We start from the raw sequence: 23,168 nt of genomic DNA, 5'->3' as shown, positions 1-23,168 counted from the left end.
CCCTCGGACGGGCGACCTGCCCGGCCGGGTGCGCCGCCGCGGCTCCCGCTCCGCTCTAAGTTGGCGGGATGAGCGTGGCAGGGATCACCGTCCGGGGAAGCGTGCTCCTGGGCGCGTTGGGGTCCGTGCTGCTGGGGGCCGGCGCCTGGGCGGCCGGGGCGCTGCCGCCGGGAGTGCCGGACGGGGTGTGGGGCCGGCGCGGGGAGTCGCTCACCTGGGTGTGCATGGCCGCCTCCTACGCCGGGCTGGTGCTGCTGCTCACCGCCTGGTGGCAATGGGGCCGCCGCCTCGCGTCCGGTGCGGTCGTCGAGCGGCGGCAATTACGGGCGGCGCTGTGGTGCTGGGCGCTGCCGCTGGTGCCGGGGCCGCTGGTGGGCAGCAGCGATGCCTACAGCTATCTCGCCCAGGGCGCGTTGGCGGGCCGCGGCCTGGATGTGTACGCGCTGGGCCCGGCGGCGCTGGGCGGTCGGCTCGCGGCCAACGTCCCGGGGATGTGGCACCAGTCGCCGGCGCCGTACGGACCGCTGTCCGTCGCGGCGGCCCGCGCCGTGGTGGCGGTCACCGGTGAACAGCACGTGGTGGCCGCGGTGCTGGGGCTGCGGCTGGTGGCGCTGGCCGGAGTGGGTCTGATGGTGTGGGCCCTGGGGCGGCTGGCGGACACCCTGGGTCCGGGGGCGGCCGGCGCGCTGTGGGCCGGGGCGCTCAACCCGCTGGTGCTGCTGCATCTGGTGGGCGGGGCGCACAACGATGCGCTGATGCTCGGGCTGGTGCTGGCCGGGCTGCTGGCGTTCCGCCGTGGTCGCTGGTGTCTGGGGACCGTCGTCCTGACCGCGGCGTTGCTGGTGAAGGCCCCCGCCGTGGTGGCGCTGCTGTGTGCGGCCGCGGTGACGGTGGCCGGGCGGGACGGGCCGCGGCAGCGGTGGCGGCAGGCGGCGCAGCTCGCCGGGGTGGCGGCCGGCGCGCTGGTGGCGGGGGTGGCGGTGTGCGGCCAGGGGTGGGGATGGCTCTGGACCCTGCGGACGCCCGCCGCGGTGCACACGATGCTGTCCCTGAGCACCGACGCCGGCCATCTGCTGGGGTGGCTCGCCGAGGGGCTGGGGTGGGGCACGGCGGGCGGGGCGATGACGGCCGCGCGGCTGGCCGGACTCCTGGGGGGCCTGGCCGCGGTGGGCTACTGGGTGTGGCGCGCCCGGCATGTCGGGGCCGAACGGGCCGCGGGGGCCGGGCTGTTGGCGCTGGTGGTCGCCGCACCGGTGGCGCAGCCCTGGTATGTGCTGTGGGCGCTGGTGCCGCTGGCGGCGGCCGACTGGCGGCGGCTGGCGCGGCCCGCCGCGAAGGCGGCGGTGGTGGCGCTGACGCTGGTGGTGATGCCCTCGGGGCAGGGGCCCACCTGGGCGAGCGGCTGCGCGGCCGCCGTCGGGGCGGGGTTGGCGCTGGCCGTGGTGACGACAGGACTCAGGGTGCGGCCGGTGCGGGCGCCGGCCGCCGTCCTGACGGGCCCAGCAGCCAGAGTGCGCCGGTGAGCGCGCCCAGGGGGATCTCCAGCAGATGGGTGAACGCGGCGAACAGCAGCATCGCCGAGGCCACCGCGGCGGGGGCGCCGCCGAGGGCGACGAGCGCGACGGCGGCGGCGCACTCGGTGACGCCGATCCCGCCCGGCGTCACCGCGATCTGGGTCAGCAGCCGGCTGGCGGCGAACACCGCGAGGGCGTCCCCCGCCCCCGTACGGGCGCCCGCCGCCTGCAGACAGACCAGGAACAGCACGCCCTGCGCCGCCAGCGTGGCGGCCATCGCGCACACCAACTGCGGCCAGGACCGGCGCAGCACGTCCCGGCCGGCGCGTACGCCGGCCGCCAGTCGCCGGGCGTGCGCGGCGATCCGGCGCCGCGGCGCGCCGAGCGGTGCGCCCGGCCGGCGGACCCGGTGCGCCCGGCGGCGTACGACAGGCCGGACGGCGGCGTACGCCGCGGGCAGCACGAGGACCACTGCGCCGGCGGCCGCCGCCCAGCCGATGCCGGGCACCGCGGTCCGGGCCAACAACAGTGCGCCCACCGCCGACAGGAACAGCCGGGCGGCCACGTTGCACACCCCGGTGAGCGCCACGCACACCGCCACGGCGCGCGGCGGGTGCCCCCAGCGGCGCGTCATGGCGTAGGTGACCGCGACCCCCGCCCCGCCGCCGAGCGGCAGCAGATTGCTGACGGCGCTGCCGGTGCAGTGCACCAGCAGCGCCTGACGCCGCGTCAGTCCGGGGAGCGCGGCGGTGAGGACGTAGGTGTAGCTCCACAGCGTGGCGGCCGCCGAGGCGCACATCAGCGCCAGTTCGGGGCCGCTGAGGTGTCCGAGCTGGCCCCGGACGGCGGCCCAGTCGGTGCCCGCCGCCTTCGGCACGGCCAGCGCCAGCAGCACGAGGCCGGTGGCGGAGGAGAGCAGGCCCAGCAGCCGCACGGCGAGCGTCGGCAGGCGTACGGCCCGCCGCCTCATCGGTGCGCTGCCGTCGGCGCGGTGCCCGCCAGTGTGGCCAGCGGATCGCGCAGCACGGGCCCGGCGGGCAGCCCGCGCTGGATGTACCACTCGGTGCCCAGCACCTGGCGGAAGGCCGGTCCGGGCAGCCGGCCCAGGGCGGCCAGGGTGCGTTCGGAGTCACCGCCCTGCGCCTGGCTGAGGTGCGCGGCGAGGCTGGCGCGCTTGGCCCGCCAGTACCGCTTGACCGGAATCCGGTGGGTGATGTCGGCGCGGGCGCCGTACGCCTGCCGGAAGGAGTCCCGGTCGAACTGGGGCGGGAAGCGGTGGACCCAGGAGGCCGCCCGCAGTCCGCGCAGCAGCAGGGTCCGGTCGACGGTGGCCTCCAGGACCACCGGGGTGCCCGCCAGTTGGGCGGCGCGGTAGCCGACGCGGTGCACCTGGACGTGGTCCGGATGGCCGTAGCCGCCGGCCGGGTCGTAGACGGTCAGCAGGTCGGCGTGCTCCTCGGCGAGCAGGGCGGCCAGCCGGCCGGCCGCTTCGCCGACGTCGGCCGAGGCGAACGGCTGCGCGCCGCCGGGGGCGGGGGCGGCCGGGGTGCCCACGTGCCCGGAATCGGCGTACCCGAGGAAGGCGACCCGCGCGCAGCCCAGGATCCGGGCGGAGGCGTGGGCCTCCGCGCGGCGCACCCCGCCCAGGCCGCTGTCCTGCAGGGCGGTCGAGGTCAGGCCGCGTTCGCCCGCCGTGGCCAGGACCAGCACCACGCGGTGGCCCCGGCGGGCCAGGCCCGCCATGGTGCCGGCGGTCAGCAGTGCCTCGTCGTCCGGATGGGCGTGGAAGAACAAACACGTATGTCGCACGAAGCATGATGTACCACCCCATACTGGTGGACTTCACGCCAGATTTCGGAAGTGCAGCCATGATCCTTCACATTTCAGACTGCTTTGCGCCGCGGACAGGAGGTATCGAGATCCAGGTCGCCGCCCTGGCCGCCGCGCAGCACCGGGCGGGTCTGGCCACCGAGGTCGCCACCGCGACGCCCGCCGCCTCGGGGGACCCGGAGGCGCCATGGCCGTTTCCCGTGCACAGGCTCTCCGCGCGGCTGCCCGGGCAGCTGCCCGTTCACCCCAGGGCGGGACAGGCGATCGACCGGCTGTTGACGAGGCGTCACCCACGGGTGGTGCATGTGCACCTGGGCGCGGCCTCCCCGTTCGCCTGGGCGGCGCTGGCCTGCGCTCGGCGGCGGGGCATCCCGGCCGTGGCCACCATCCACAGCATGTGGGATCCCGTGGTGCGGTGCATGTACCGCCTGCTGAGCCGGACCGGGCACGGCCCCGCCGCTCCGGTCGCCGTGACGACGGTGAGCAGATCGGCGGCCCGGCTGGTCCGGCAGGCGCTTCCGGACCTCGCCCCGCGGGTCGTTCCCAACGGGATCGACGCCGCGTGGTGGCGCACCCGCGCCGAGGTGGAGCGGCAGGACGGCCGGGTGCACGTGGTCGCCGTCGGCCGGCTCGTCCCGCGCAAGGAACCCATGGAGCTGCTGGCGGCGCTGCACTCCGCGCACACCCGGATGTCCCGGCAGGGCACGGGGCTGCGGGCCACCATCGCCGGTGCCGGGCCGAGCCTCAGGCCGATACAGCGCTATCTGCGCCGCCACGGGATGGACGGCTGGATCCGCCTGGTGGGCCGTCTGCAGCCCCGGGAGGTCCGGGAGCTGCTGTCCGAGGCGGACCTGTTCGTCAACGCGTCCTGCCGGGAGTCCTTCGGGATCGCTGCCCTGGAGGCGCGCACCAGCGGGATCCCGGTCCTCGCCCGGGAGCACACCGGGGTCGCCGACTTCGTACGGCACAACCGTGAGGGCGCCCTGTGCGGTCACTCGGCCTTCGCCCTCGCCGACGAGGTGCTCTGGCTGGCCCGTACGCCGGGGGCACGGCGCAGCCTGGCCGCCCACAACTGGGAGACCGAGCCGGTGCACTGCACCTGGCCGGTGGTCACCGACGCTTTCGCCCACGCCTACGACGACGTCACCCGCTGACGCGCCGAGCTGCCCCCTACGCCCGGCGGCCGCCGGGGAGCGCGGCCACCGCACCGGCCGGAAGGTTTTCATGCACCGGGTCCTCGACCGCTGTCACCGCACGCTCTTCGCCGCGCTCTCCCTCCTCGGCGTCCGCGGCCAGGGACGGCTGCTGCACTGGTACTTCGACTGGTGGCACCGGCGGCCGGACCCGTGGGGGCTGGCCGTGGACGACTACGAGCAGTTCAAGTACGCGACGACCCTGGGGCAGCTTCCCGCGCGTCCCTACCGGCGGATCCTGGACGTGGGGTGCAGCGAGGGCGCCTTCACCCATCGCCTCGCGGCGGCCTACCCGCACGCCGACGTCACCGGCGCGGACATCTCGGAACGGGCCCTCGCCCGGGCCCGCACGCCCGTCCCCGGCCCCGGCCCCCGGTTCGTGCGCCTGAACATCGTCACCGCGCCGCCGGCGGACCGCTTCGACCTCGTCTTCTGCGCCGAGCTGCTGTACTACCTGGGCCGGCCCCGGCCACTGCGGCGGGCCTGCGCCCATCTGGCCGCGGCCGTGGCGCCCGGCGGGCTGCTGGTCCTGGTGCACCCCTGGCCGGAGGCCCGCAGATTCTGTGCCTACCTGGAGGCGGCCGCGGACCTGCGCCGCGTCACCGAGCACGTGGAACGGGGCACCGGTCGGCCCTTCGCCGTCAGCGTCTACGAGGCGGCCGCGACGGCGGGCCACGGTGCGGCGGACCGCCTCGCACAGCCCGGCCGGCAGACGGGCCGGGGAGCGTGAGCCGCGCGGTCCGCGTCCCTCCGGGCGGGGCGGGCGACGTGCGCACGGCACCGGGCCGGCGCCGTATCGAGGCGGCGCGGAATCTGCTCGCCCGCCGTCCGGGCGCGGTGCTGCTGCTGTCCGCCACGGCGCTGCTGCTGCTGATGTGGATCCCGGCGTGCCTGCGGACGGGCATGGTGGATCTGCGGGTCTACCGGGCCGCGGCCCCGCATCTGGGCACCGGCGATCTGTACGCCTTCCGCCTCCATCTGCCCGGCCCCGATCTGTTCCCGCTGCCGTTCACCTATCCGCCCTTCGCCGCACTGCTCTTCCTCCCGCTCGGCCGGGTCGCCTGGCCGGTGGCGAGCGGCGTGTGGACGGCGGTTTCGATGGCGGCGCTGTGCGGGCTGGTCCACTGCTGTCTGCGGCTGGCCGACCCGGCCGCGCCCGCCGCCCGGCACCGCCGCCGGGTGCTGCTGTGGAGCGCCGCCCTGTTGTGGACCGAACCGGTCGCCGTCACGTTCGCGTTCGGGCAGATCAATCTGCTGCTGGCGGCGCTGGTCGGCTACGCGGTCCGGCGGCGTACCGCGGCGACGGCGGGCCTTTGCATCGGCCTCGCCGCGGGCATCAAGCTGGTCCCCGCGGTCACCGGCCTCTATTTCCTGGCGCACCGGCGCTGGTCGGCGGTGTGGTGGTCGGTCGCGGTGTTCCTCGCCACGGTCGCGGCCGGCTGGTGGGCGGCCCCGCGGTCCGCCACCGACTTCTGGCTCCATGAGGTCGGCGCGGCCGCACGCGTCGGCCCGGTCGGCTCGGTGCTGAACCAGTCGCTGCGCGGGGCCCTGTCGCGCACGCTCGGCCATGACGTCGGCTGGTCCGCCCCCTGGTGGGCGTGTGCCGTCCCGGCGGCGCTGCTGGCGCTGACGGCCGTGGTGCGCACGGTCCGCCGCGGCGACCGGCTGGGCGCGCTGCTCGCCGTCCAGTTCTCCGGCCTGCTGCTGTGCCCCATCTCCTGGTGCCATCACTGGGTCTGGGCCGCCGCGGCCGTGCTGTGGCTGGCCCACACCCCGCTCCGGACAGCCGCGCACACTGCGGCCCTGCTGGCCTGGTGCACCGTCCTCGCCGGGTACCCCATCCACTGGCTGGAGCTGGCCCAGCCGGACATCACGCAGTTCGGCCGGCCCTGGTACCTCGCCACGCTCGGCTGGTGCTATCCCGTGTGCGCGGTGCTCACCCTCGTCGCGCTGTGCGCGGGCGCCGGCGGCTATGCGCTCAGGCGGATTCCCTTGACGGCATTGTCGAAGACCGGCCGGTACTGATTCCACTGCGTGTCCGGCGCGGAGAGGTAGATGACGTACTGGGTGCCGTCGGTGCCGCTGAACGCCAGCTCCACCGCCCGGTAGCCGCGCGCCCGGCCCTGGAAGGTGAACTCCCAGTACCCCGCGGGCCGCCCGCGGAAGGTCGTGGCATCCATCCGTACCCGCTCATAGCCCGGGTTGTCCCGGGCGGTCTGCGCCTCCTCGGTCTCCCGCCAGTGCCGGACCGGATCGGACCCGGCGAACTCCGCGACGTTGATCCGCAGTCCCACCAGCCTGGTCGGGTCCACGTAGGCGATCTCACCGCCGGGCGGGTCCTGGCGGGCCCAGCCGTTCCGTACGGGGAGGGAGAAGCCCGTGCCCGCCTTCTCGAAGTGGTATCCCGCGGGCAACGGCGGCGGGGAGAAGCTGGGGCTCGGCGAGCTGCTGGCGGAACCGGTCCCGGACGGCCGGCCGTCGGTGGCGCCGGCACCGCCCCAGGGCCACAGCAGCACCCCGCCCGTCGCACAGGCGGCGGCCGCCACCACCGCAGCGCCCCACAGCCCCGCCCGCCGGCCGCGGCTGCCCTTCCGGGCCGGGGCGGGGTCCTGGGCCCGGTGGGGCCGGGTGGCCGGCTCGGAGGACGACTCGGAGGACGACAGGGTGGATGGGGTGGGCAGGGAGGACGGCCGGGTGTGGTCCGTCCGGGCGGGCGAGGAACCGGTGGCCGGCGCGGTGGCCATCTGACCGAGGAGGCGCTCGGCCTCGTGTGCGGCCATGCGCTCCCCGGGGTCCTTCACCAGCAGGCCCTCGATCACCGGGGTCAGGCCGCCGGCGTGGCGCGGGGGATCGTGGGCCTCGACGACCGTGGCGTAGGCCATCTCGATCGCGGTGTCCCGCCGGAACGGGGGACGGCCCTCGACGGCCTCGTACAGCGTGGCGCCGAGCGACCACAGGTCGCAGGCCGGGCCGGGCTCGGCGGTCCCGCTGCGCAGGCGCTCCGGCGCGAGGTACGGGATCGACCCGACCAGCTCACCGGTCCTGGTCAGCGAGGGCGTGCCGGACTGCACGGCGATCCCGAAGTCGGTGAGGACGATCCGCCCCGCGCTCCCGAGCAGCACATTCGCGGGCTTGACGTCCCGGTGCAGCACCCCGGCGTCGTGCGCGGCGCGCAGTGCGGCGGCCATCCCGCAGCCGATCCGGGCCGCCTCGCCGGGCGGCAGCGCACCGTCGCGCTTCAGCAGATCGCCCAGCGTGACCGAGGGGATGTACTCCATGACGATGCACGGCAGGCCTTCGTCGTCGACGACGTCGTGCACCACGATCACATTGGGGTGGGTGATCCGGGCGGCGCTGCGGGCCTCGCGGCGCGTGCGCTCATGCAGCGTGCGCACCTCGTCGTCGTCGAGGTGGGGCGGTACATGCAGTTTTTTCACGGCGACGAGCCGGCCGAGCACCTCGTCCTCGGCCCGCCACACCGTCCCCATGCCGCCGCGGCCCACGCGCTCCACGAGCCGGTACCGGTCGGCCACGAGTCGTCCCAGATCGGACACCGCGGGTCTCCTTCACCGCACCGGAACAGATTGCGGCACACCATAGCTCGTACACACGAACGAGCCGAGGGGTGGGGTTCCCGGGTGTCGGGCCCGCGAGGGGTGTCCGGTGTGCACTGCCGCTCCGCTCTCATGGCGCCACGTATGTGCCATGAGAGCTTGAAGTGGCGCCATGATGGTGCCACTATGGCGTTATGGGCCTCGCGCCTTACGTCGACCGTCTCCGGCGCGACTGACCACGTCCCACGGCGACGTCCACTCACCCCACCTCACCTCGCACCGGAGGACGCCATGCAGTACGAACCGCAGGCACCGTTACCCGAGCGCACACCGGGGGAGGCGGCACCCCTCCCCGACCCGGTCTCGCTGCCGCTGACCCGCCCCGCGGGCTGCCCCTTCGATCCGCCCGCCGAGCTCGCGCAGCTCCGCGAGCAACGGCCGCTCAGCCGGCTGCACTACGCCGACGGACACGTCGGCTGGCTCGCCACCAGCCACTCCGCGGTCCGGGCGATAGCGGCCGACACCCGCTTCAGCTCCCGCTACGAGCTCATGCACTACCCGCTCCTCGAAGGCGGGCCCGGCGGCGCGCTGCCCCCGGCCCCGGTCGGCGACCTCACCGGGATCGACCCGCCCGAGCACACCCGCTACCGGCGGCTGCTCGCCGGCAAGTTCACCGTCCGCCGGATGCGCGCCCTCACCGCCCGCGTCGAGCAGATCACCGCCGAGCACCTCGACGCCATGGAGCGCCAGGGACCGACGGTGGACCTGGTGGCGGCGTACGCCCACCCCGTACCGGCGCTGATGATCTGTGAACTGCTGGGGGTGGCGGAGGCCGACCGGGAGGCCTTCCAGCGGCATGCCGCGGCGGTGAGCGATGCGGACGCGACGGTGGCGGACCAGCTCGCCGCCTTCGAAGCCCTCGGCGACTTCGTCCGGGAACTGGTCCGGGCCAAGCGCGCCCGCCCCACCGACGATCTGCTCAGCGATCTGACCACCACCGACCTCAGCGACGCCGAACTCGCCGGCATCGGCAGCTTTCTGCTGGCCGCCGGCCTCGACACCACCGCGAACATGCTCGGGCTCGGCACCTTCGCCCTGCTGCAACACCCCGCGCAGGCCGCCGCGCTGCGCGCCGACCCCGGCCTCGCCGACCAAGCGGTCGAGGAGCTGATGCGCTATCTGAGCATCGCCCACACCGGGGCACGGGCAGCGCTGGAGGACGTCGAGGTGGACGGCCAACTGATCAAGGCCGGGGAGACCGTCACGCTCGCGGTGGGGGCCGCCAACCGCGACCCGGCCCGGTTCCCCGACCCCGACACCCTCGACCTGCACCGCAAGGCCACCGGGCAACTGGCCTTCGGTCACGGCATCCACCAGTGCCTGGGCCAGCAACTGGCCCGGGTCGAGATGCGGATCGCGTTTCCGGCACTGTTCCGCCGGTTCCCGACGCTGCGGCTCGCGGTCCCGCCCGAGGACGTGCCACTCCGCCTCCACATGGGCCTCTACGGCGTGCACCGGCTCCCCGTCACCTGGGACGAGGCGTAGTCCGGCAGGCATCGAAGCGGGCGGGGGAGCGGGCCGGGCGCTCGTGCCGCGGCGGAACCCGCCCGCACTCAGGGGCGTCTTCCGGCGTGTCGGCGTCGGCGGTCCGTGGAGGAAACCCGGTGGAGAACAGAATATTGGGGCAGCGCTACGAGCTGGTGGAGCAGCTCGGGCACGGCGGGATGGGAACGGTGTACCGCGCGCACGACCACCGGTTGCGCCGTACCGTCGCCGTCAAGACCCTCTCCGCCGAACTGGCGCTGCAGCCCGAGTTCCTCTCCCGCTTCCAGCGCGAGGCGCATGCCGCCGCCGCGCTCAACCACCCCGGCGTCGCCACCGTGCACGATGTCGGCGAGGACGCGTCCGGCGGCGTCGCCGAGCCCTATCTGGTCATGGAGTACGTGGAGGGCACGACCCTCAGCCACGTCCTCAAGGGCGGGGCGCTGCCGCCGGCGCAGGCGGCCGATGTCGTGGGGCAGGTGCTGGAGGCGCTGGAGCACAGCCACCGGCACGCCATCGTGCACCGGGACATCAAACCCGCGAACGTCATGCTCGCCGGTACGGGCAAGATCAAGGTCGTCGACTTCGGTATCGCCAAGGCGCTCAGCGAGGTGGCCACCCGCCTGACCGGCACGGGCGTAGCGGTCGGCACCCCCGCCTATCTGGCCCCGGAGCAGATCAAGGGCGGCGACACGGACCACCGTACGGACCTCTACGCCGTGGGCTGCCTGCTGTACGAGCTGCTGACCGGGCGTCCCCCCTACACCGGCGATTCCCCGTTCTCCGTCATGCACCAGCATCTGACCGCGGACCCGGTGCCGCCGTCACGGCTCCGCCCCGAACTGCCGCCCGCCGTGGACGCGGTGATCGTCCGGGCGCTGCACAAGGACCGGGCGGACCGTTTCGCCGATGCCGCCGCGATGCGTACGGCACTGAGCGCAGCGGCCCGGGCCACCCCGCCGGCCCCCGTCCCGACACCCACCGCACGCGATCCCCGGGCCGGGGCGGCGGTCCCCGCGGCGGTCGCCTCCCCCGCGCCCCCGGTCGAGGTGCCGGCGCCGCGGCCCGCCCGCCGGCGGCCGGGCCGGGTGGTGTTCCGGCCGACGGCCGAGGGGGCGGTCGCGCTGCTCGGCTGTCTGCTGTCGCTGGTGATTTCCCGGTCCGACGTGATGGAGGGCAGCGCGTTCTCCCGGGTCGCCCTGCTCGCCGCGGTGTCGGGGGGCGTGCTGCTGCTGTGGTCGGCGCGGCTGGCGTGCGCGGTGGCCTGGGGCCCGGTGGCGGAGGCCGTGGCGGTGTTCTCCGAACTCGCCCGCAGCTATATCGGCTGGGACACCCACTACGTCATCCTCGCGCTGATGCTGGGTGTGGCGGCCGCACTGTGCCTGGCCGCCGGGTACCGGGACGAGCGGGCCGGCGGATTCGCGCTGGTGGCCTTCTGGTTCACCGCCCTGACCGCCCTGTGGTTCTTCCTCGACGACGTGCGCAAGGTCGGGGTCTTCTACGTCCTGCTGCTGGGCGTCCCGCTCGCCATCGGCGCCCAGGTCCTCAAGTCCCGCACCCGTCCGCCGTCGCCCGCCCCGTCCGCCGACCCGCACGCCGCGGCGCCGCACGTCGAAGCCGCCCCTGCCGGCCGCCGCCGCGCCCGCTGAACCGGGGCCACCTAGGCCGAACGCCGAGCATCCGGCAGGTCAAGCGGTTCATGGTGGTGCCACAGCAGATGGCGATCGCCCCGGCGCAGCTCGGCGTCTCCCCACTCGAGGCGCATGACGCCTTCGCTCATCGAGCAGGCGTAGGCCAGCAGCACCAGGCGTGCTTCCGGGGCGAGTTGGTCAAGATCCCTGTGGAACTCCTGCTCCTGGAGCTCCTCGAGGCCGAGGTCCAATTCTTCCTGCATGGGCTCGGGCCCGTGACGCCGGATCAGGTCCGCTCGCAGACCGACCGCACGGCGAAGACTGGCAACGGTGACCGGGACATCGCGTTTCGCGTAGCGGATCGGATACAGCACCCGGCCGGCGACGACCATCACCGTGCGCGCTTGCAGACGCACCGCCGTGGCGCCGGGCAGGTCTGTCAGCCCTGCTGCCAGCTCCTCGTACTGCGAGGCGTGCAGACCATGTCCGTACGCTTCCAGAGTCTGTGTCCCCACGCCCCGGTGACCGTCACGCGCACGCTCGTGAGCCCGGAAGATGCACTCCGGGATCAGCTGGGCGAGCGGAGCGGCCAGTTCACCGAAGACGCCCCGCGACCATGACGAGCCCGTGCTCGGTTCCCCCATACGTTCCCCCTCGTACTCGTGGCACTGTCAGAGGCAACTGCCAATGTGACGGTGACTCACACGAGGGCGCCCCGCAAGGGCACATAGCGGGCGTACAGGCTCGGACCAGCGGCAACGCCGAAGTTCCGGCATCACGTCCTACAGCGAGAGCCGCCCGCCTCGGCCCGGGCAACCGCGGGCAGGCCGCTGTGCTCGCCTACGAGTCGGGCCTGCTCGCGGTCCGCTGCCAGGAGGACGGGCAGCGCTGAGGCGCCGCCGGAGCGGTCAGCCGACGCACACCACTCCCAGCAGGCACGTCGGCGAGGTCGGGTCGGCCGTCGGCGCGGTCTGTGCGGGGCTCGTCGTCGCGGTGCCCGTACCGGGCTGGGAGTCGGACGGGGGCGGGGTGGTCTTCGGTGCTGCCGCGGCGCCGTGGTGGTGTGTCGTCCCGGCCGGCGCGGAGGTGGTGTGCGGGGTCGCGCGCGGGGCCGCGGGGTGCCGGGGCGCGGGAGCGGTGGTGGCCGGCGGCTGGCTCGTCGGGGCGGCGGACGGCGTGCTGGCCACGGTGGGGTGCCGGCTGGCGGAACCCCTGGACGGGCGGTTGTCGTGATGCCGTGAAGGATGGCCGTCCGGCTCCTTCGAGGACGCCTTGGTGTTCATCGTCCGGGGGGTGGCCGCGTCCGTCGGATCCGGTGCCGCGGCCGCCTGGGCGTGGTCGGTGGCCGGCTTGTGCTGCAGGAGGCTTGCGGTCAGGCCGCCGCCCACGAGGGCGAGGGCCGTGGCGGCCGCGGCCCGCCGGCGGTACTTCTTCCAGCGCGCCAGCTGCCGGCGCCGGGCCGCCCGGCCGAGCCCATCGGGGGCGCCGCCCTCGTAGTGGCCGGCCGTACCGGCCCCTTCGGCCGCCGCCTCCGACGCGCCGGACGCGGCGTCGCCCTCGGGCGCGTAACCGGCGTTCGGAGCACCGAGGCCGGACAACGAGGCGGGATCATCGTCCTCCCGCATCGGCCAGGCCTCCCATGAGGGAGCGGTGGTGGCCGCATCCACCTGGGAGGCGTTGCGGCGGTGGGTCGGCGGGGCGATGTCGGGTGCGTAATCACCGCATCCCGGGCACACCAGCGCCCCATTGAGATTTCGACGGCACGACGAGCAGTAATCCATCTGCGATCTTTCTGTGCTGACTGCGTCGCCAGGGACGCCGGCGACGTTTTTTCACGTTCGCACGCGGGATCGAGCGGCCAGTAACGCTAACGGCACATACGGAAAGGCAACAAGTAGAGCTTGTAACACTTCCGTGCAGATTCCTTACCAGTCGGTATTTCCGCTCCGGACATGTCCGCATGAATGCCGGGATGCGCCAAGGAAATTGGCGACGTCGGCCGATCCCCCTTATACGGGACGGCAATTCACTTCCCAGATGTCCGCCCCATAGCGGAGAATTCGCTCAGGTGGGTGCGGGGGATCCGCTCCCGGAGCGTGCGTCCGCGACGGGCCCGCATCCGGGCCGTGCCCGCCCGCCCCGCCGGGGAGTGGGCCTGCCGCAGCCGCACGGTGCGTTCCATGATGATCTTCCCGGCACCGTCACGATATAACCCGGCACAGCTGTGGGAATCGCCTACAGGGTAGGGGTTTTGAGGAATCGTCACACACCGGGGAAACGGGAAGAGCGAGGAAAGCCTTCGCCGCCGGGCCGCGGGCGAAGCGACATCGAGATGAGGGGAACGATCGGGCCGAGGCCGGAAGCCGTGCCCCTCGGAAGCGGCGCCCACCGGAAAGGCGTCCGGCGGAAACCGCATCCGCCGGATCCCGGCCCCTCGGAAACCGCGTCACCCAGGATTCGTATCCGTCGGAATCCCTATCCCGCGGGATGCACGCCCCCCCCGGGAACCGCGTCAATTCGGCCATCCGTCCGGCCTCCTCGCGCCCCCGGTCCCTGGCTTCTCGACGCCCGACAGTCAGGAGCTGCCCGGACCGCCCCTCAAGGAGACATCCGGCCCGCCCGTCAGCAGTCCCCCGAACCGTCTCCTGTCAGGACCCGGGCGCCCGATCCGACCGACCCTCGCGCCGACGCAGCTCGTCGTTGAGGCGAAGGGCGTCTTCGAGCTGGTCTTCGAGGATGATGATGCGGCAGGCGACGTCGATCGGCGTGCCCTGGTCGACGAGTTCGCGGGCGCGGGCGGCGATGCGCAGCTGATAGCGCGAGTAGCGGCGGTGGCCGCCGCCGGACCGCAGCGGGGTGATGAGCCGGGCTTCGCCGAGGGACCGCAGGAAGGCGGGCGTGGTGCCGATCAACTCCGCCGCGCGGCCCATCGTGTAGGCGGGGTAATCGTCGTCGTCGAGATGGTCGGCGGCGTTCGGCGGGGGTTCCGGAGCCATGCGCACCCTTCGTCCTGGGCATCGAAGGGCCTCGGTCCGTGTACCCAGGCCCCACCGGGGTCGGTCTCCGCCTGTCCGCCCGGGGAGCCGCGTCCGGGATCGGGGGCGCACTCCGTGGCCCTGCTGCCAGGCAGTGCTTTCTCCGCAGTCCGTGGCCGTCCTGACCGGACGGCTTCGCGCTGCGCGCCCGAGCCTATCCGTTGGTGGTGAAGAATGTCTATTGCGGCCGCTACAGATTTGAGCCGGTCGGGGCCTGGGCCACAGAGGTGGCGTACATGGATTCGGCGTCGAATGGCGATGAATATCTCATGTCGCGACGGGAGAAATTGCGGATGCGCGGGCGCTGCTCCCGGGCTCGTGGCCGGTCGACCGGGAAACCTCTGTGCGGTGTTGTATGAGCCGTGCTACTGTCGATATCAGTTGCAGTTGTGGTTCCCAAAATCTTCAACGCTTCGGTCGGCTCTGAGCCGGTGGGAGCGTTTTGTGTAGCCGGAATTTTTCCGGGTGGGGCAATCATCGCGGCGACGCGAGGCTCGCGCAGTGCGGGTCCAAAGAATTCCCCGAAGGAGAAATCAGATATGGCTACTGGCACCGTGAAGTGGTTCAACTCGGAAAAGGGCTTCGGCTTCATCGAGCAGGACGGTGGCGGCGCTGACGTGTTCGCCCACTACTCGAACATCGCCGCCCAGGGCTTCCGTGAGCTGCAGGAGGGCCAGAAGGTGAGCTTCGACGTCACGCAGGGCCAGAAGGGCCCGCAGGCGGAGAACATCGTTCCCGCCTGACGCTGAAGCGTGTAACGCTGGGGCCCGCGCCTTGGGTGCGGGCCCCAGCGCTTGTCATTTCGCGGCCCACGCAGCCGTGCCGCTCCGGGCGGCGTCCGCCGTCCGGGAGGACGGCTACCGAGGACGGCCGCCGCGGGGACGGCGTATCCGGTCTTTACCTGCCGACGTCGCGGCTTTCGAGTCCTGCCGTTCGAGTCCCGTTTTCGAAGCCCGCCTTCCGAGGTCATCGGACGGGCCGCTGCGCTGAATTCCGCGAATTCCCGGCGCGCACCCCTCGAAAACCTCGTTCGCAGCCGGACCTGTTTCATATCTTGTTCGACTCGTCTGGCGATTCTCCGTGTGGTCCGCAGGGCCGAGATTCCTCGTACGTGTCGCTCTCGACCGAGGAAGGTTCACCATGAACCGCGCAGCACGTACGAACGGCCGCACCGCCCGCACGGGCCAGAGCAGCCCCACCGCCCGGGAGCGTTCGAAGACGCCCCATCGCGCAAAGACATCGACCCGCGGGAAGAATTCCCGTCCGTCGGCCGGCCGGAAAGGCCGCTCCGGTGGGCCGCAGGGTGAGTACAGCGTTCCGGCGTCCCTGACCCCGTCGCTGCCGGCCGTCGCCGCCTTCGATGAGCTGGACATGCCCCAGCCGCTCCTCGCGGCGCTCGGCGCCGAGGGCGTGACCGTGCCGTTCCCGATCCAGGCGGCGACGCTGCCGAATTCGCTGGCCGGTCGGGACGTGCTGGGCCGGGGCCGCACGGGCTCCGGCAAGACCCTGGCCTTCGGCCTCGCCCTGCTCGCCCGGACCGCCGGACAGCGCGCGGAGTCCCGCCGGCCGCTGGCCGTCGTCCTCGTCCCCACCCGGGAACTGGCCCAGCAGGTGACGGACGCGCTCACGCCCTATGCCCGCGCCCTGGCGCTGCGGCTGGCCACGGTGGTCGGCGGCATGTCGATCGGCCGTCAGGCCGGCGCCCTGCGGGACGGCGCGGAGGTCGTGGTCGCCACCCCCGGGCGGCTGCGGGACCTCATCGCGCGCGGCGACTGCCGGCTGGACCGCGTGGCCATCACCGTGCTGGACGAGGCCGACCAGATGACCGACATGGGGTTCATGCCGCAGATCACCGCGCTGCTCGACCTCATGCCCGCCGACGGCCAGCGGCTGCTCTTCTCGGCCACCCTGGACCGCAATGTCGATGCCCTGGTCCGCCGCTACCTGCACGACCCGGTCGTGCACTCGGTCGACCCCTCCGCGGGGGCGGTGACCACGATGGAGCACCACCTCCTGCACGTCCACGACGCCGACAAGCACGCCACGACGACCGAGATCGCCGCCCGTGACGGCCGCGTCATCATGTTCCTCGACACCAAGCACGCCGTGGACCGGCTCACCCGGCATCTGCTGAAGAGCGGCGTGCGGGCCGCCGCGCTGCACGGCGGGAAGTCCCAGCCGCAGCGCACCCGCACCCTGGCGCAGTTCAAGGAGGGCCACGTCACGGCGCTGGTCGCCACCAACGTGGCGGCCCGCGGCATCCACGTCGACGACCTCGATCTCGTCGTCAACGTGGACCCGCCCACCGATCACAAGGACTATCTGCACCGCGGCGGGCGCACCGCCCGCGCCGGCGAGTCCGGCAGCGTCGTCACCCTCGTCCTGCCCCACCAGCGCCGCGAGATGGACCGTCTGATGGCCGACGCCGGGATCACCCCGCAGACGGCCAAGGTGCGCTCCGGTGAGGCCGAACTGAGCCGGATCACCGGCGCCCGGGCCCCCTCGGGCATTCCCGTTACCCTTGCCGCACCGGCCGCGCAGCAGAACGCGCCGCGCACCACGGCCTCGCGCCGGCGGCGGGGAGGTTCCGGCCGGGGGCGTCGCTCCTCCGCGTCGGCGTACGGGCGGGCAGCTGCGCCGCGGGACCGTTCCCGCGGCGGCGCGACCGCATGAATCCGTCCGTCCGGACCGCTCACGCCATGAGCGGCCGCATTGATCCGGACCCGGCAGGAAGCGCCGGTCCCTCCCTTCAACCCTGTTGAGGCACCATGCGATGCGTTATCGCCCACTTCCCCTTCGACTTCCTCAAGAGTGAGGTGGAACAGCTCATGGCGGGGATCGCGCCGGAGCCCGCCCTCGGCCCCTGTGTGGTCATCGGCCGCCGCACCTACCCCGTCAAGCAGGTCGGTGCGGTGATCACCCGGCAGGACCGCCGGGACTTCACGGCGGGCGAGATGACCAGGGCGCTGACCCGCCTGGGCTTCACCTGTGTCACCGCCCCCGCCCCCACGCCGCCGGAGTCCACCGAACTGCCCGGTTTCCAGTTCTGACCGTCTCGGGTGGCGGGCCGGCGAGAGCGGCCCTGCGGCTGCGCGCCCGGCCGCCCGGTCAGCCGTGCTCCGCGCGCGCCTCCCGTTCCTCCTCCTCGGCCTCCATCTGCCGGATGCCCTCATGCGTCAGCGTGACCATCGCCGGCGTGTGGTGCGTCGTCCAGTCGACTTCGACCAGCCCTTCGCCCACCAGATACGTACAGGCCGCGGCCAGATCCTGCTCGGGCAGGCCGAGGTCGTCGAGCAGCCGCGCCCCCGTGGTGCCCGGCCGGTTCTCCTCGGTGGCCTGGTACAGCGCATTCAAGACCGCTCTGCGGTAGTTCTTCCGCTCGTGCAGTGTTGCCATGGCTGCCGCTCGCTCCTCGTTTCGGTACGGCGTGCGCCTCGCGGGCGGCCCGGCCGCGACCGGCACCGGCTCCTCAGATCTCGTCCGCCTGGAGGCGGTCGGACCCGGAAGACCTGCTGGTCACCAGCCAGGACCGGGGCGGCTCCGCGGTTTGGGTGGTGTCCACCGTGAGGTGCAGGCGGGTCGCGCCTTCGCCACCGGCGGGGTAGCTGCGCTGCTCGGTCGCGGCGAAGCGGCTGCGGAGCGCCTCCGCGATCATGCGGGCGACCTCCGGCGTCGCCGCGACGATACGGACCTCGGCCTGCCCGGCAGGAGGCAGCGGCTGGGTGGGTTTCATCGTGCGCCTCCCGGCGGGAACGTGGGCGGCTCGCCGAGCCCGGCTGTCCGTCGGCGCGCTGCGTTCCGGCCCCCGCGCGAGGGCCGGACCCCGCTGCGGGCGGCCGCCGTGCCCCGTCCGCCGTACCGCGCCGTGCCAGGGCCGCCCTGCTGCCCGTTGCGCAGGTTGATCAGGTACGCGACCACGGTGATCAGGGCCAGGATGGCCGCCACGGTGACAACTGTCTCCATGCGCTCACGTCCTTCGTGCCGACGGCATCCCGAGCGGCGTCCGGCCAGCGGAACCGGGAACGCCATCGGGAGAGAAAGAAGGCCGCGCCGGCCGGGCCGAGGCAGCGCGCCGGCGGGCACGGACGGTGCTGGTCTTCTCGGTCATACGACGGCCTGTCCCCGGGCTCGCGGCGGCCGCGTCCCGGTGTTGCTGCTCGCCGGGAACGACACCAACGGGGGAGCCGGTGCGCGAAGCGCTCCCGGTGCTTTCACCCTACTCCGCGCAGCGTTCCCGACGCCTTCCGAGGCTTCCGGGGCTGTGGTCTGAGCAGGGCAGATGGCCTGCAGTGCGGGACCGGCCGGGGCCGTCCACGGCGGGGTCGTGATGACGAGGGCGCCGGAGTGCCCGGCCCATAGGGCGCGTGACCCGCGGAGCCCCTGAGGTGTCCTCCGAAGGACACGGAGGGTGGCCGTCGGTACGTGCATCCGCGCCGGCCGGGGCCGCCCCACGGTCACGCCGCGAAGCGGCGGGCGCCCGTGATCGACCACACCCCGGCGATGCGGCCGCCGTCGAGGGCGAGCATGTCGATGCCGCTCTTGGTGACGACGGCTCCCTCGGGGTCCGGCACGTCGACGGTCCACCGGGCAACCACGTGTCCGGTCCCGGTGTCCACGACGGGGGTGCCGTCGACGGCGTAGCGCGGGCCAGGAGCGGGGTAGCGGCCCCGGAACGCGGCGATGTAGGGGGCGAGGTCATCGGGTCCGCGGAAGGCGTCGGTGTCGGCGGTGGGGACGCCTCCGAAGCGGATGCGGAAGCCTGGGGTGAGAATCCGCGTGGCGAGCGCCAACTCGCCGTTCCACAGCGCCGTCCACTGGTCGAACAGGCTGCTGGCGTGGTCGCGGGTCAGGTCGGTCGTCGGGGCGTGCGTGGTCATTGGGGTGCCTTTCCGCTGGGGCCGGCCGGCCCTCCGCTTGCTGTGGGCACCACTCTCCAGCGCTCCGGCGACACCGTCCCGTCGGTGATTAACCGGACCTTACGACCTCGCTCAGACCGGCCTTCTCCCGGCCGAGGGTGTCCAGTTCCGCGAGGTCGATCAGCCGCGGGGGCGCGGTCTCATCGAGCCGGTGGGCCTGTTGGATCCGGTCGAGCCGGAAACCGCGGACGGCATCGCGCAGCCTGCACCAGGCGATGAGGTACCACTGCTCACCGCCGAGGAACCCCAGCGGTTCGACGAGCCGGTCGGTCGTCGCGCCCCACGCGTCCGCGTAGACGAGCCGCAGCACGCGGCGGGCGGACAGGGCATCCCGCAGGACGCGCGGCACCTCGGGTGACGGCGAAGGGGAAACCAGGAGTTGGACCCGCGCGGCGAACTCGTCCGCCGCCGCCCGCTCCGGTTCCGGCATCACGGCCAGCACTTTGCGCAGGGCGTCGCGGGCGTCCGCGGCGAAGGGGGTCCCGCCGAGGGCATGCAGTCCGACGGCCAGGGCAGTGGCCTGGGCCGGGGTGATGTTCAGCGGTGGAAGGGTGCGTCCCTTGTCCAGGACGTAGCCCCCGGTACGTCCCTGCTCCGCGAAGACCGGCACACCGGACTGCTGGAGCGCGCTGAGATCGCGCTCGATGGTGCGCTTGCTGACCTCGAAGCGCTCGGCGAGCCACCGGGCACTGCGCGGCCGGGGTGAGGCGGCGCGCAACTCCTCGACGAGCGCGTAGAGCCGGTCCGTACGGTTCACGCGGACGACCTTAGCGGGGCCGTGCCGGGGCGCTGCGAGGGCTTCCGCCGGTCCGCGCAAGCGTGTGGTCGCACAGGACCGTCACCGAGCGCCGGCCAGAAGCTTCAGGCGCCTCGGCCTGATAGCGGGTCAACAGCCCGTCGAGCGCTGGCATTTCCGAGGGGCAGGAGGGGCATGCGCAGGGCTTGGCGTTGCCCGGCATTGCGAGAGGCCCCTGAAATGCGGCCGGGCTCTGTGTGCGTTCCGGCCGGACCCGGCAGCGTGTGGCGGTCGCCAAGTGCCGAGCTGCGGGACGGCGGCCGGGTGGCATGCCAGGGGCCCCGGAGCGATGGCTCCGGGGCCCGTGACCACCCCACTGGAATTGGGCTGGACCCGAAGGGTGAGTAATAACCACCCAGGGGTCACCCGGTGGAGAGGCTCAGAGGCCGGCGCCGCCGGAAAAACCTGCCTGGCCGGAGACGGGGCCTATCTGGCCGCTCACGCCGCCGGAGACCGAGCCGCCCAGGGCGGGCAGAGCCGGCAGAGCGGGCAGGGAGTCTGCGGCGCCCGTCAGGTTTCCGGCACCGAGCACTCCGCCGGAGATGTTGTCCAGGTCGCTGTCGGCGATCTCGTGGACCTGGTTCTGGGGCATGGAGGCCTTACGCATGACTGGCCCTTCCCTTCGTGGTTCGTGGTGATTCTGAGCGGTATCGGCCGACCGGCGCGACAAGTGACCCTGCCGTTCTGACGACTCCTGATACCCGGAAGCAGAAGCGGATCTGCAATTTCCGATTGCCGCGAGATCAAACCACGCCCACGGGCGGCCCGGCGATCCCGGACCGGTCGGTTATTTCTGTAGACGGTCCGGTATCACGTGATGTCGTCGAGCAGTATTTTCGACGGGATGGTGACAACTCCTTCACCTACTTTTGGGTGGCCAAGGATTGTGGCGGGTGCCGGCGGGGCCGCTCAAAGGACATATCAACCGCTGAAGCGGGCGCTCGGCGAGCGCCGGCCCGGTGAAACGCGATGCAGCAGCGGTTGCGTGCCCATTCTGCGGAGAGAATGCGCAGGGTTGGCAGGCCACGGAAGTATGAGACTGTGTCGCCGGATGTCGGGTTCACCTGATGTGTCCCGCGCGGGGAGGTTATGACGAGGTAGGGCCTGGCGGGCCGTCAGGGCTCCGATTGACGTCACGTCACCAGGTCGGCGTAGAAAATGATGTTGTCGGCCCGATGGCCCTTCACGATGGGGCCGCCGCAGGTGATCAGTCGTAGTTCGGGGCGGTCCGTCTTTCCGTACACCTTCTGGGTGGGAAAGCCGTCCTTGCCGACCTGCTGGATCTGTCGGACCTTGAATGTCGCCGTGGTCCCGTCCTGGCGTCCGACCTTGATCTCCGAGCCGATTTTGATGTCCCCCGCGTTTTTCATCAGCGCCGGACCCTTATCGGTGTCGTAGTGGGCGACCATGATGGCTGGTCCCGATTCGCCGGGGGTGACCGACTTGGTGTAATAGCCGGGAAGGTTTCCCTGCGAAGCAGGCGGGACTTGCAGCTGACCGGAACTGTCCAGGCCCAGCGGCAGGACCTGGTTCGCCTTCACTTTGGCGTCGGGGATATCCAGGCTGACCGGTGTGGACTTGCTCAGCGGCTTGGCCGGCTTCTGCGGAGCTTGACCGGTAGTGGACTTCACGCTGATATCTGGGGCGGCTTTGGCATCGGCTGTGCCGCAGCCGGAGGCTCCCGCCAGGACTCCGGCTGCGGCGAGCGCAAGGAAGCCTGTCCTGACAGCCTGCGGGAGGTTACCTAGGGAAAGCATGGTCGGTTGGCTCCTCACGCTCTGTTTTCGATGCCGCTGCTGATCAACCCGCCTGGCCGGCACCTATGCGGCGCTTGAGAACGAAGCCCAGACCGGCTGCGGACGCGGCGGCAGCGGCGCCGACCCCCATCAGGCTGCTGCCCCCGTTGTCGGCCGGCTGCTCGTAACCGGCGGCGACGGAGCCGGTCGGAACCTGGCTGACCTGCTTGCCACCGGCGGTGGGCACAACCGCCGAACCGCGGGACTTGGCCTTGGCTGCCACCTGCGCCTTGGAGGCGGCGTTCGCCTCGGACCGGGTCAGCTGGTGCGTGACCTTCTTGCCGTTGGCGGTGGCGCTCACGATGCTGCCGTCAGCCTTGAGGGTGTACTGCGCGTTCTTCCACGTAACGGTCTGACCGGCCTTGTCGATCGTGCCGCACTTGACCGTCTTTCCGGTCTTGGCGTCCTTGCTCCACAGCTCAGCGGCGTATTGCCCGTGCGCATCGACGTAGACCTTGACGGAGACGTTGGCGCTCGCGCTTGCACTCGCGTGGGCGCTCGAGTTGGCGCTCGCGCCAGCCTCCGAGACGGCCTTGGTGGTGACCAAAGTCCTGGCGCCGGCTTCGGCCTTGGCGTTGGCCTCGGCCTTTGCGTCGGCTTCGGAGTGGGAGTGGGTGTGGGTGTTGCCGTTGCTCTTGGCCTTTGCGTCGGCCTCGGCTTTCGCGTTGGCTTCGGAGTTGGCGCCGGCGTTGCCGTTGGCCTTGGCCTTGGCGTCGGCTTCGGCCTTTGCGTCGGCTTCGGAGTGGGTGTGGGTGTTGCCGTTGCTCTTGGCCTTTGCGTCGGCCTCGGCTTTCGCGTTGGCTTCGGAGTTGGCGCCGGCGTTGCCGTTGGCCTTGGCCTTGGCGTCGGCCTCGGCCTTTGCCTGGGCCTCCGGGGAGCTGGCCGAGGACTTCGGTGCCGGAGTTGCATCGTCGGCCATGGCGGAGGCAGTCGGCGCAATGACCGCACCTCCCGCGACGGCAGTAATGGCGGCGGTACGTACGAGACTGCTACGGAGCCTGGTGCGCATGTAGGGGTTCCTCCTGCGTAAACCTAGGAATTTGCTAGTTGTGCCACATGAGCCGTCCTGTCCGGTATATGCGGCAACACGGCACAAGCTACGAGGTGAACCCATCAGGCGAACTGCTGTTGTGTAACAGCGACGCATAGGGTCTATGACCGAAATATCATTGCTTTAAGGGTAATGAGCTTGCGGTGACTTCTCTCCGACGTGAATTCTTGGCGCTAAGCGGCCTGTTGGGTTCCAAATGACCTGTACATGCACTGAGCTGTGGCTTCTGTCGGTTGTCATGGTCTTCGCCAGGTGGTGGCGCGGTACTGGTGAATGACCTCGCTGCGGGGTTATTTCTGCGCCTCGCACT

The 23,168-nt window shown here is 72.4% G+C and carries 23 protein-coding genes; 9 read left to right on the top strand and 14 right to left on the bottom strand.

The window, feature by feature from the left end; all coding sequences use genetic code 11:
• Nucleotides 1-68 precede the first annotated feature (68 nt).
• A complete protein-coding gene (gene mptB, locus BKA18_RS17795) occupies nt 69-1,523 on the top strand; it encodes a polyprenol phosphomannose-dependent alpha 1,6 mannosyltransferase MptB (RefSeq protein ID WP_366046931.1) in 1,455 nt (484 codons plus the stop codon).
• Here mptB and BKA18_RS17790 read toward each other — a convergent pair.
• Together BKA18_RS17790 and BKA18_RS17785 are read right to left on the bottom strand one after the other, a co-directional pair.
• Nucleotides 1,456-2,484, bottom strand: coding sequence for a lysylphosphatidylglycerol synthase domain-containing protein (locus BKA18_RS17790; protein ID WP_366046932.1), 1,029 nt, complete (start codon nt 2,482-2,484; stop codon nt 1,456-1,458). The genes mptB and BKA18_RS17790 overlap by 68 nt on opposite strands.
• Entirely contained in the window at nt 2,481-3,323 is an 843-nt protein-coding gene (locus BKA18_RS17785; protein ID WP_366046933.1) for a PIG-L family deacetylase, read from the bottom strand. The genes BKA18_RS17790 and BKA18_RS17785 overlap by 4 nt, the downstream gene beginning before the upstream one ends.
• Before the next feature lie 59 nt (nt 3,324-3,382).
• Here BKA18_RS17785 and BKA18_RS17780 point away from each other — a divergent pair, with 59 nt between their 5' ends.
• The 3 genes from BKA18_RS17780 to BKA18_RS17770 all read left to right on the top strand — a co-directional run bounded on the left by BKA18_RS17780 (nt 3,383) and on the right by BKA18_RS17770 (nt 6,562).
• The gene (locus BKA18_RS17780) at nt 3,383-4,498 is read left to right on the top strand and encodes a glycosyltransferase family 4 protein (RefSeq protein ID WP_366046934.1); all 1,116 of its coding nucleotides are present in this window, start codon (nt 3,383-3,385) and stop codon (nt 4,496-4,498) included.
• A 70-nt stretch (nt 4,499-4,568) separates the two neighbouring features.
• On the top strand, nt 4,569-5,267 hold the full coding sequence (locus BKA18_RS17775) for a class I SAM-dependent methyltransferase (RefSeq protein WP_366046935.1): 699 nt from the start codon (nt 4,569-4,571) through the stop codon (nt 5,265-5,267).
• A gap of 38 nt (nt 5,268-5,305) precedes the next feature.
• On the top strand, nt 5,306-6,562 hold the full coding sequence (locus BKA18_RS17770; protein ID WP_366046936.1) for a glycosyltransferase 87 family protein: 1,257 nt from the start codon (nt 5,306-5,308) through the stop codon (nt 6,560-6,562).
• On the opposite strand, the gene BKA18_RS17765 is transcribed toward BKA18_RS17770, so the two are convergent.
• Nucleotides 6,508-8,091, bottom strand: a complete 1,584-nt coding sequence (locus BKA18_RS17765) for a serine/threonine-protein kinase (protein ID WP_366046937.1) — start codon at nt 8,089-8,091, stop codon at nt 6,508-6,510. The genes BKA18_RS17770 and BKA18_RS17765 overlap by 55 nt on opposite strands.
• A 291-nt stretch (nt 8,092-8,382) precedes the next feature.
• Here BKA18_RS17765 and BKA18_RS17760 point away from each other — a divergent pair, with 291 nt between their 5' ends.
• Entirely contained in the window at nt 8,383-9,636 is a 1,254-nt protein-coding gene (locus BKA18_RS17760; protein WP_366046938.1) for a cytochrome P450, read from the top strand.
• 119 nt (nt 9,637-9,755) lie between these two features.
• The gene (locus tag BKA18_RS17755) at nt 9,756-11,282 is read left to right on the top strand and encodes a protein kinase domain-containing protein (RefSeq protein WP_366046939.1); all 1,527 of its coding nucleotides are present in this window, start codon (nt 9,756-9,758) and stop codon (nt 11,280-11,282) included.
• 11 nt (nt 11,283-11,293) lie between these two features.
• Here the strand turns inward: BKA18_RS17755 and BKA18_RS17750 are convergent, their stop codons facing one another.
• The 3 genes from BKA18_RS17750 to BKA18_RS17740 form a co-directional block, all read right to left on the bottom strand.
• Nucleotides 11,294-11,908: a hypothetical protein gene (locus BKA18_RS17750; RefSeq protein WP_366046940.1), complete on the bottom strand. Its 615-nt coding sequence runs from the start codon at nt 11,906-11,908 to the stop codon at nt 11,294-11,296.
• A gap of 264 nt (nt 11,909-12,172) precedes the next feature.
• Nucleotides 12,173-13,045, bottom strand: a complete 873-nt coding sequence (locus BKA18_RS17745; protein ID WP_366046941.1) for an SCO2400 family protein — start codon at nt 13,043-13,045, stop codon at nt 12,173-12,175.
• Between the two features lie 867 nt (nt 13,046-13,912).
• Nucleotides 13,913-14,260: a MerR family transcriptional regulator gene (locus BKA18_RS17740; RefSeq protein ID WP_366046942.1), complete on the bottom strand. Its 348-nt coding sequence runs from the start codon at nt 14,258-14,260 to the stop codon at nt 13,913-13,915.
• A 578-nt stretch (nt 14,261-14,838) separates the two neighbouring features.
• Here BKA18_RS17740 and BKA18_RS17735 point away from each other — a divergent pair.
• From BKA18_RS17735 to BKA18_RS17725, 3 genes are all read left to right on the top strand, one after another.
• A complete protein-coding gene (locus tag BKA18_RS17735) occupies nt 14,839-15,042 on the top strand; it encodes a cold-shock protein (RefSeq protein ID WP_006604579.1) in 204 nt (67 codons plus the stop codon).
• A gap of 397 nt (nt 15,043-15,439) precedes the next feature.
• Complete coding sequence (locus BKA18_RS17730; protein WP_366046943.1) at nt 15,440-16,972, top strand: DEAD/DEAH box helicase; 1,533 nt, start codon at nt 15,440-15,442, stop codon at nt 16,970-16,972.
• Between the two features lie 95 nt (nt 16,973-17,067).
• On the top strand, nt 17,068-17,349 hold the full coding sequence (locus tag BKA18_RS17725) for an SCO5918 family protein (RefSeq protein WP_366046944.1): 282 nt from the start codon (nt 17,068-17,070) through the stop codon (nt 17,347-17,349).
• 58 nt (nt 17,350-17,407) lie between these two features.
• Here the strand turns inward: BKA18_RS17725 and BKA18_RS17720 are convergent, their stop codons facing one another.
• From BKA18_RS17720 to BKA18_RS17685, 8 genes are all read right to left on the bottom strand, one after another.
• Nucleotides 17,408-17,695, bottom strand: coding sequence for a hypothetical protein (locus tag BKA18_RS17720; protein WP_006604582.1), 288 nt, complete (start codon nt 17,693-17,695; stop codon nt 17,408-17,410).
• Between the two features lie 73 nt (nt 17,696-17,768).
• On the bottom strand, nt 17,769-18,032 hold the full coding sequence (locus tag BKA18_RS17715; protein ID WP_366046945.1) for a hypothetical protein: 264 nt from the start codon (nt 18,030-18,032) through the stop codon (nt 17,769-17,771).
• Complete coding sequence (locus tag BKA18_RS17710) at nt 18,029-18,262, bottom strand: hypothetical protein (RefSeq protein ID WP_366046946.1); 234 nt, start codon at nt 18,260-18,262, stop codon at nt 18,029-18,031. Before BKA18_RS17710 ends, BKA18_RS17715 begins: the two co-directional genes overlap by 4 nt.
• 491 nt (nt 18,263-18,753) lie before the next feature.
• Entirely contained in the window at nt 18,754-19,176 is a 423-nt protein-coding gene (locus tag BKA18_RS17705) for a nuclear transport factor 2 family protein (RefSeq protein ID WP_366046947.1), read from the bottom strand.
• An 88-nt stretch (nt 19,177-19,264) separates the two neighbouring features.
• Nucleotides 19,265-19,972: a helix-turn-helix transcriptional regulator gene (locus BKA18_RS17700; RefSeq protein ID WP_366046948.1), complete on the bottom strand. Its 708-nt coding sequence runs from the start codon at nt 19,970-19,972 to the stop codon at nt 19,265-19,267.
• A 418-nt stretch (nt 19,973-20,390) separates the two neighbouring features.
• Entirely contained in the window at nt 20,391-20,618 is a 228-nt protein-coding gene (locus BKA18_RS17695) for a type A2 lantipeptide (RefSeq protein WP_366046949.1), read from the bottom strand.
• Nucleotides 20,619-21,144: 526 nt separating this feature from the next.
• Entirely contained in the window at nt 21,145-21,768 is a 624-nt protein-coding gene (locus BKA18_RS17690) for a class F sortase (RefSeq protein ID WP_366046950.1), read from the bottom strand.
• 43 nt (nt 21,769-21,811) lie between these two features.
• Nucleotides 21,812-22,816, bottom strand: a complete 1,005-nt coding sequence (locus BKA18_RS17685; protein ID WP_429638343.1) for a hypothetical protein — start codon at nt 22,814-22,816, stop codon at nt 21,812-21,814.
• Nucleotides 22,817-23,168: the final 352 nt, after the last annotated feature.

Origin of the sequence: Streptomyces auratus (genome assembly GCF_050433025.1) — a bacterium.
Taxonomy (GTDB): domain Bacteria; phylum Actinomycetota; class Actinomycetes; order Streptomycetales; family Streptomycetaceae; genus Streptomyces; species Streptomyces sioyaensis.
This window is presented reverse-complemented; position numbering and strand designations above follow the sequence as displayed.

Coding starts and splice junctions, on each gene's coding strand:
- mptB (WP_366046931.1), top strand. CDS start 69: ATGAGCGTGGCAGGGATCACCGTCCGGGGAAGCGTGCTCCTGGGCGCG.
- BKA18_RS17790 (WP_366046932.1), bottom strand. CDS start 2,484: ATGAGGCGGCGGGCCGTACGCCTGCCGACGCTCGCCGTGCGGCTGCTG.
- BKA18_RS17780 (WP_366046934.1), top strand. CDS start 3,383: ATGATCCTTCACATTTCAGACTGCTTTGCGCCGCGGACAGGAGGTATC.
- BKA18_RS17775 (WP_366046935.1), top strand. CDS start 4,569: ATGCACCGGGTCCTCGACCGCTGTCACCGCACGCTCTTCGCCGCGCTC.
- BKA18_RS17760 (WP_366046938.1), top strand. CDS start 8,383: ATGCAGTACGAACCGCAGGCACCGTTACCCGAGCGCACACCGGGGGAG.
- BKA18_RS17750 (WP_366046940.1), bottom strand. CDS start 11,908: ATGGGGGAACCGAGCACGGGCTCGTCATGGTCGCGGGGCGTCTTCGGT.
- BKA18_RS17745 (WP_366046941.1), bottom strand. CDS start 13,045: ATGGATTACTGCTCGTCGTGCCGTCGAAATCTCAATGGGGCGCTGGTG.
- BKA18_RS17740 (WP_366046942.1), bottom strand. CDS start 14,260: ATGGCTCCGGAACCCCCGCCGAACGCCGCCGACCATCTCGACGACGAC.
- BKA18_RS17735 (WP_006604579.1), top strand. CDS start 14,839: ATGGCTACTGGCACCGTGAAGTGGTTCAACTCGGAAAAGGGCTTCGGC.
- BKA18_RS17730 (WP_366046943.1), top strand. CDS start 15,440: ATGAACCGCGCAGCACGTACGAACGGCCGCACCGCCCGCACGGGCCAG.
- BKA18_RS17725 (WP_366046944.1), top strand. CDS start 17,068: ATGCGATGCGTTATCGCCCACTTCCCCTTCGACTTCCTCAAGAGTGAG.
- BKA18_RS17720 (WP_006604582.1), bottom strand. CDS start 17,695: ATGGCAACACTGCACGAGCGGAAGAACTACCGCAGAGCGGTCTTGAAT.
- BKA18_RS17715 (WP_366046945.1), bottom strand. CDS start 18,032: ATGAAACCCACCCAGCCGCTGCCTCCTGCCGGGCAGGCCGAGGTCCGT.
- BKA18_RS17710 (WP_366046946.1), bottom strand. CDS start 18,262: ATGGAGACAGTTGTCACCGTGGCGGCCATCCTGGCCCTGATCACCGTG.
- BKA18_RS17705 (WP_366046947.1), bottom strand. CDS start 19,176: ATGACCACGCACGCCCCGACGACCGACCTGACCCGCGACCACGCCAGC.
- BKA18_RS17695 (WP_366046949.1), bottom strand. CDS start 20,618: ATGCGTAAGGCCTCCATGCCCCAGAACCAGGTCCACGAGATCGCCGAC.
- BKA18_RS17690 (WP_366046950.1), bottom strand. CDS start 21,768: ATGCTTTCCCTAGGTAACCTCCCGCAGGCTGTCAGGACAGGCTTCCTT.
- BKA18_RS17685 (WP_429638343.1), bottom strand. CDS start 22,816: ATGCGCACCAGGCTCCGTAGCAGTCTCGTACGTACCGCCGCCATTACT.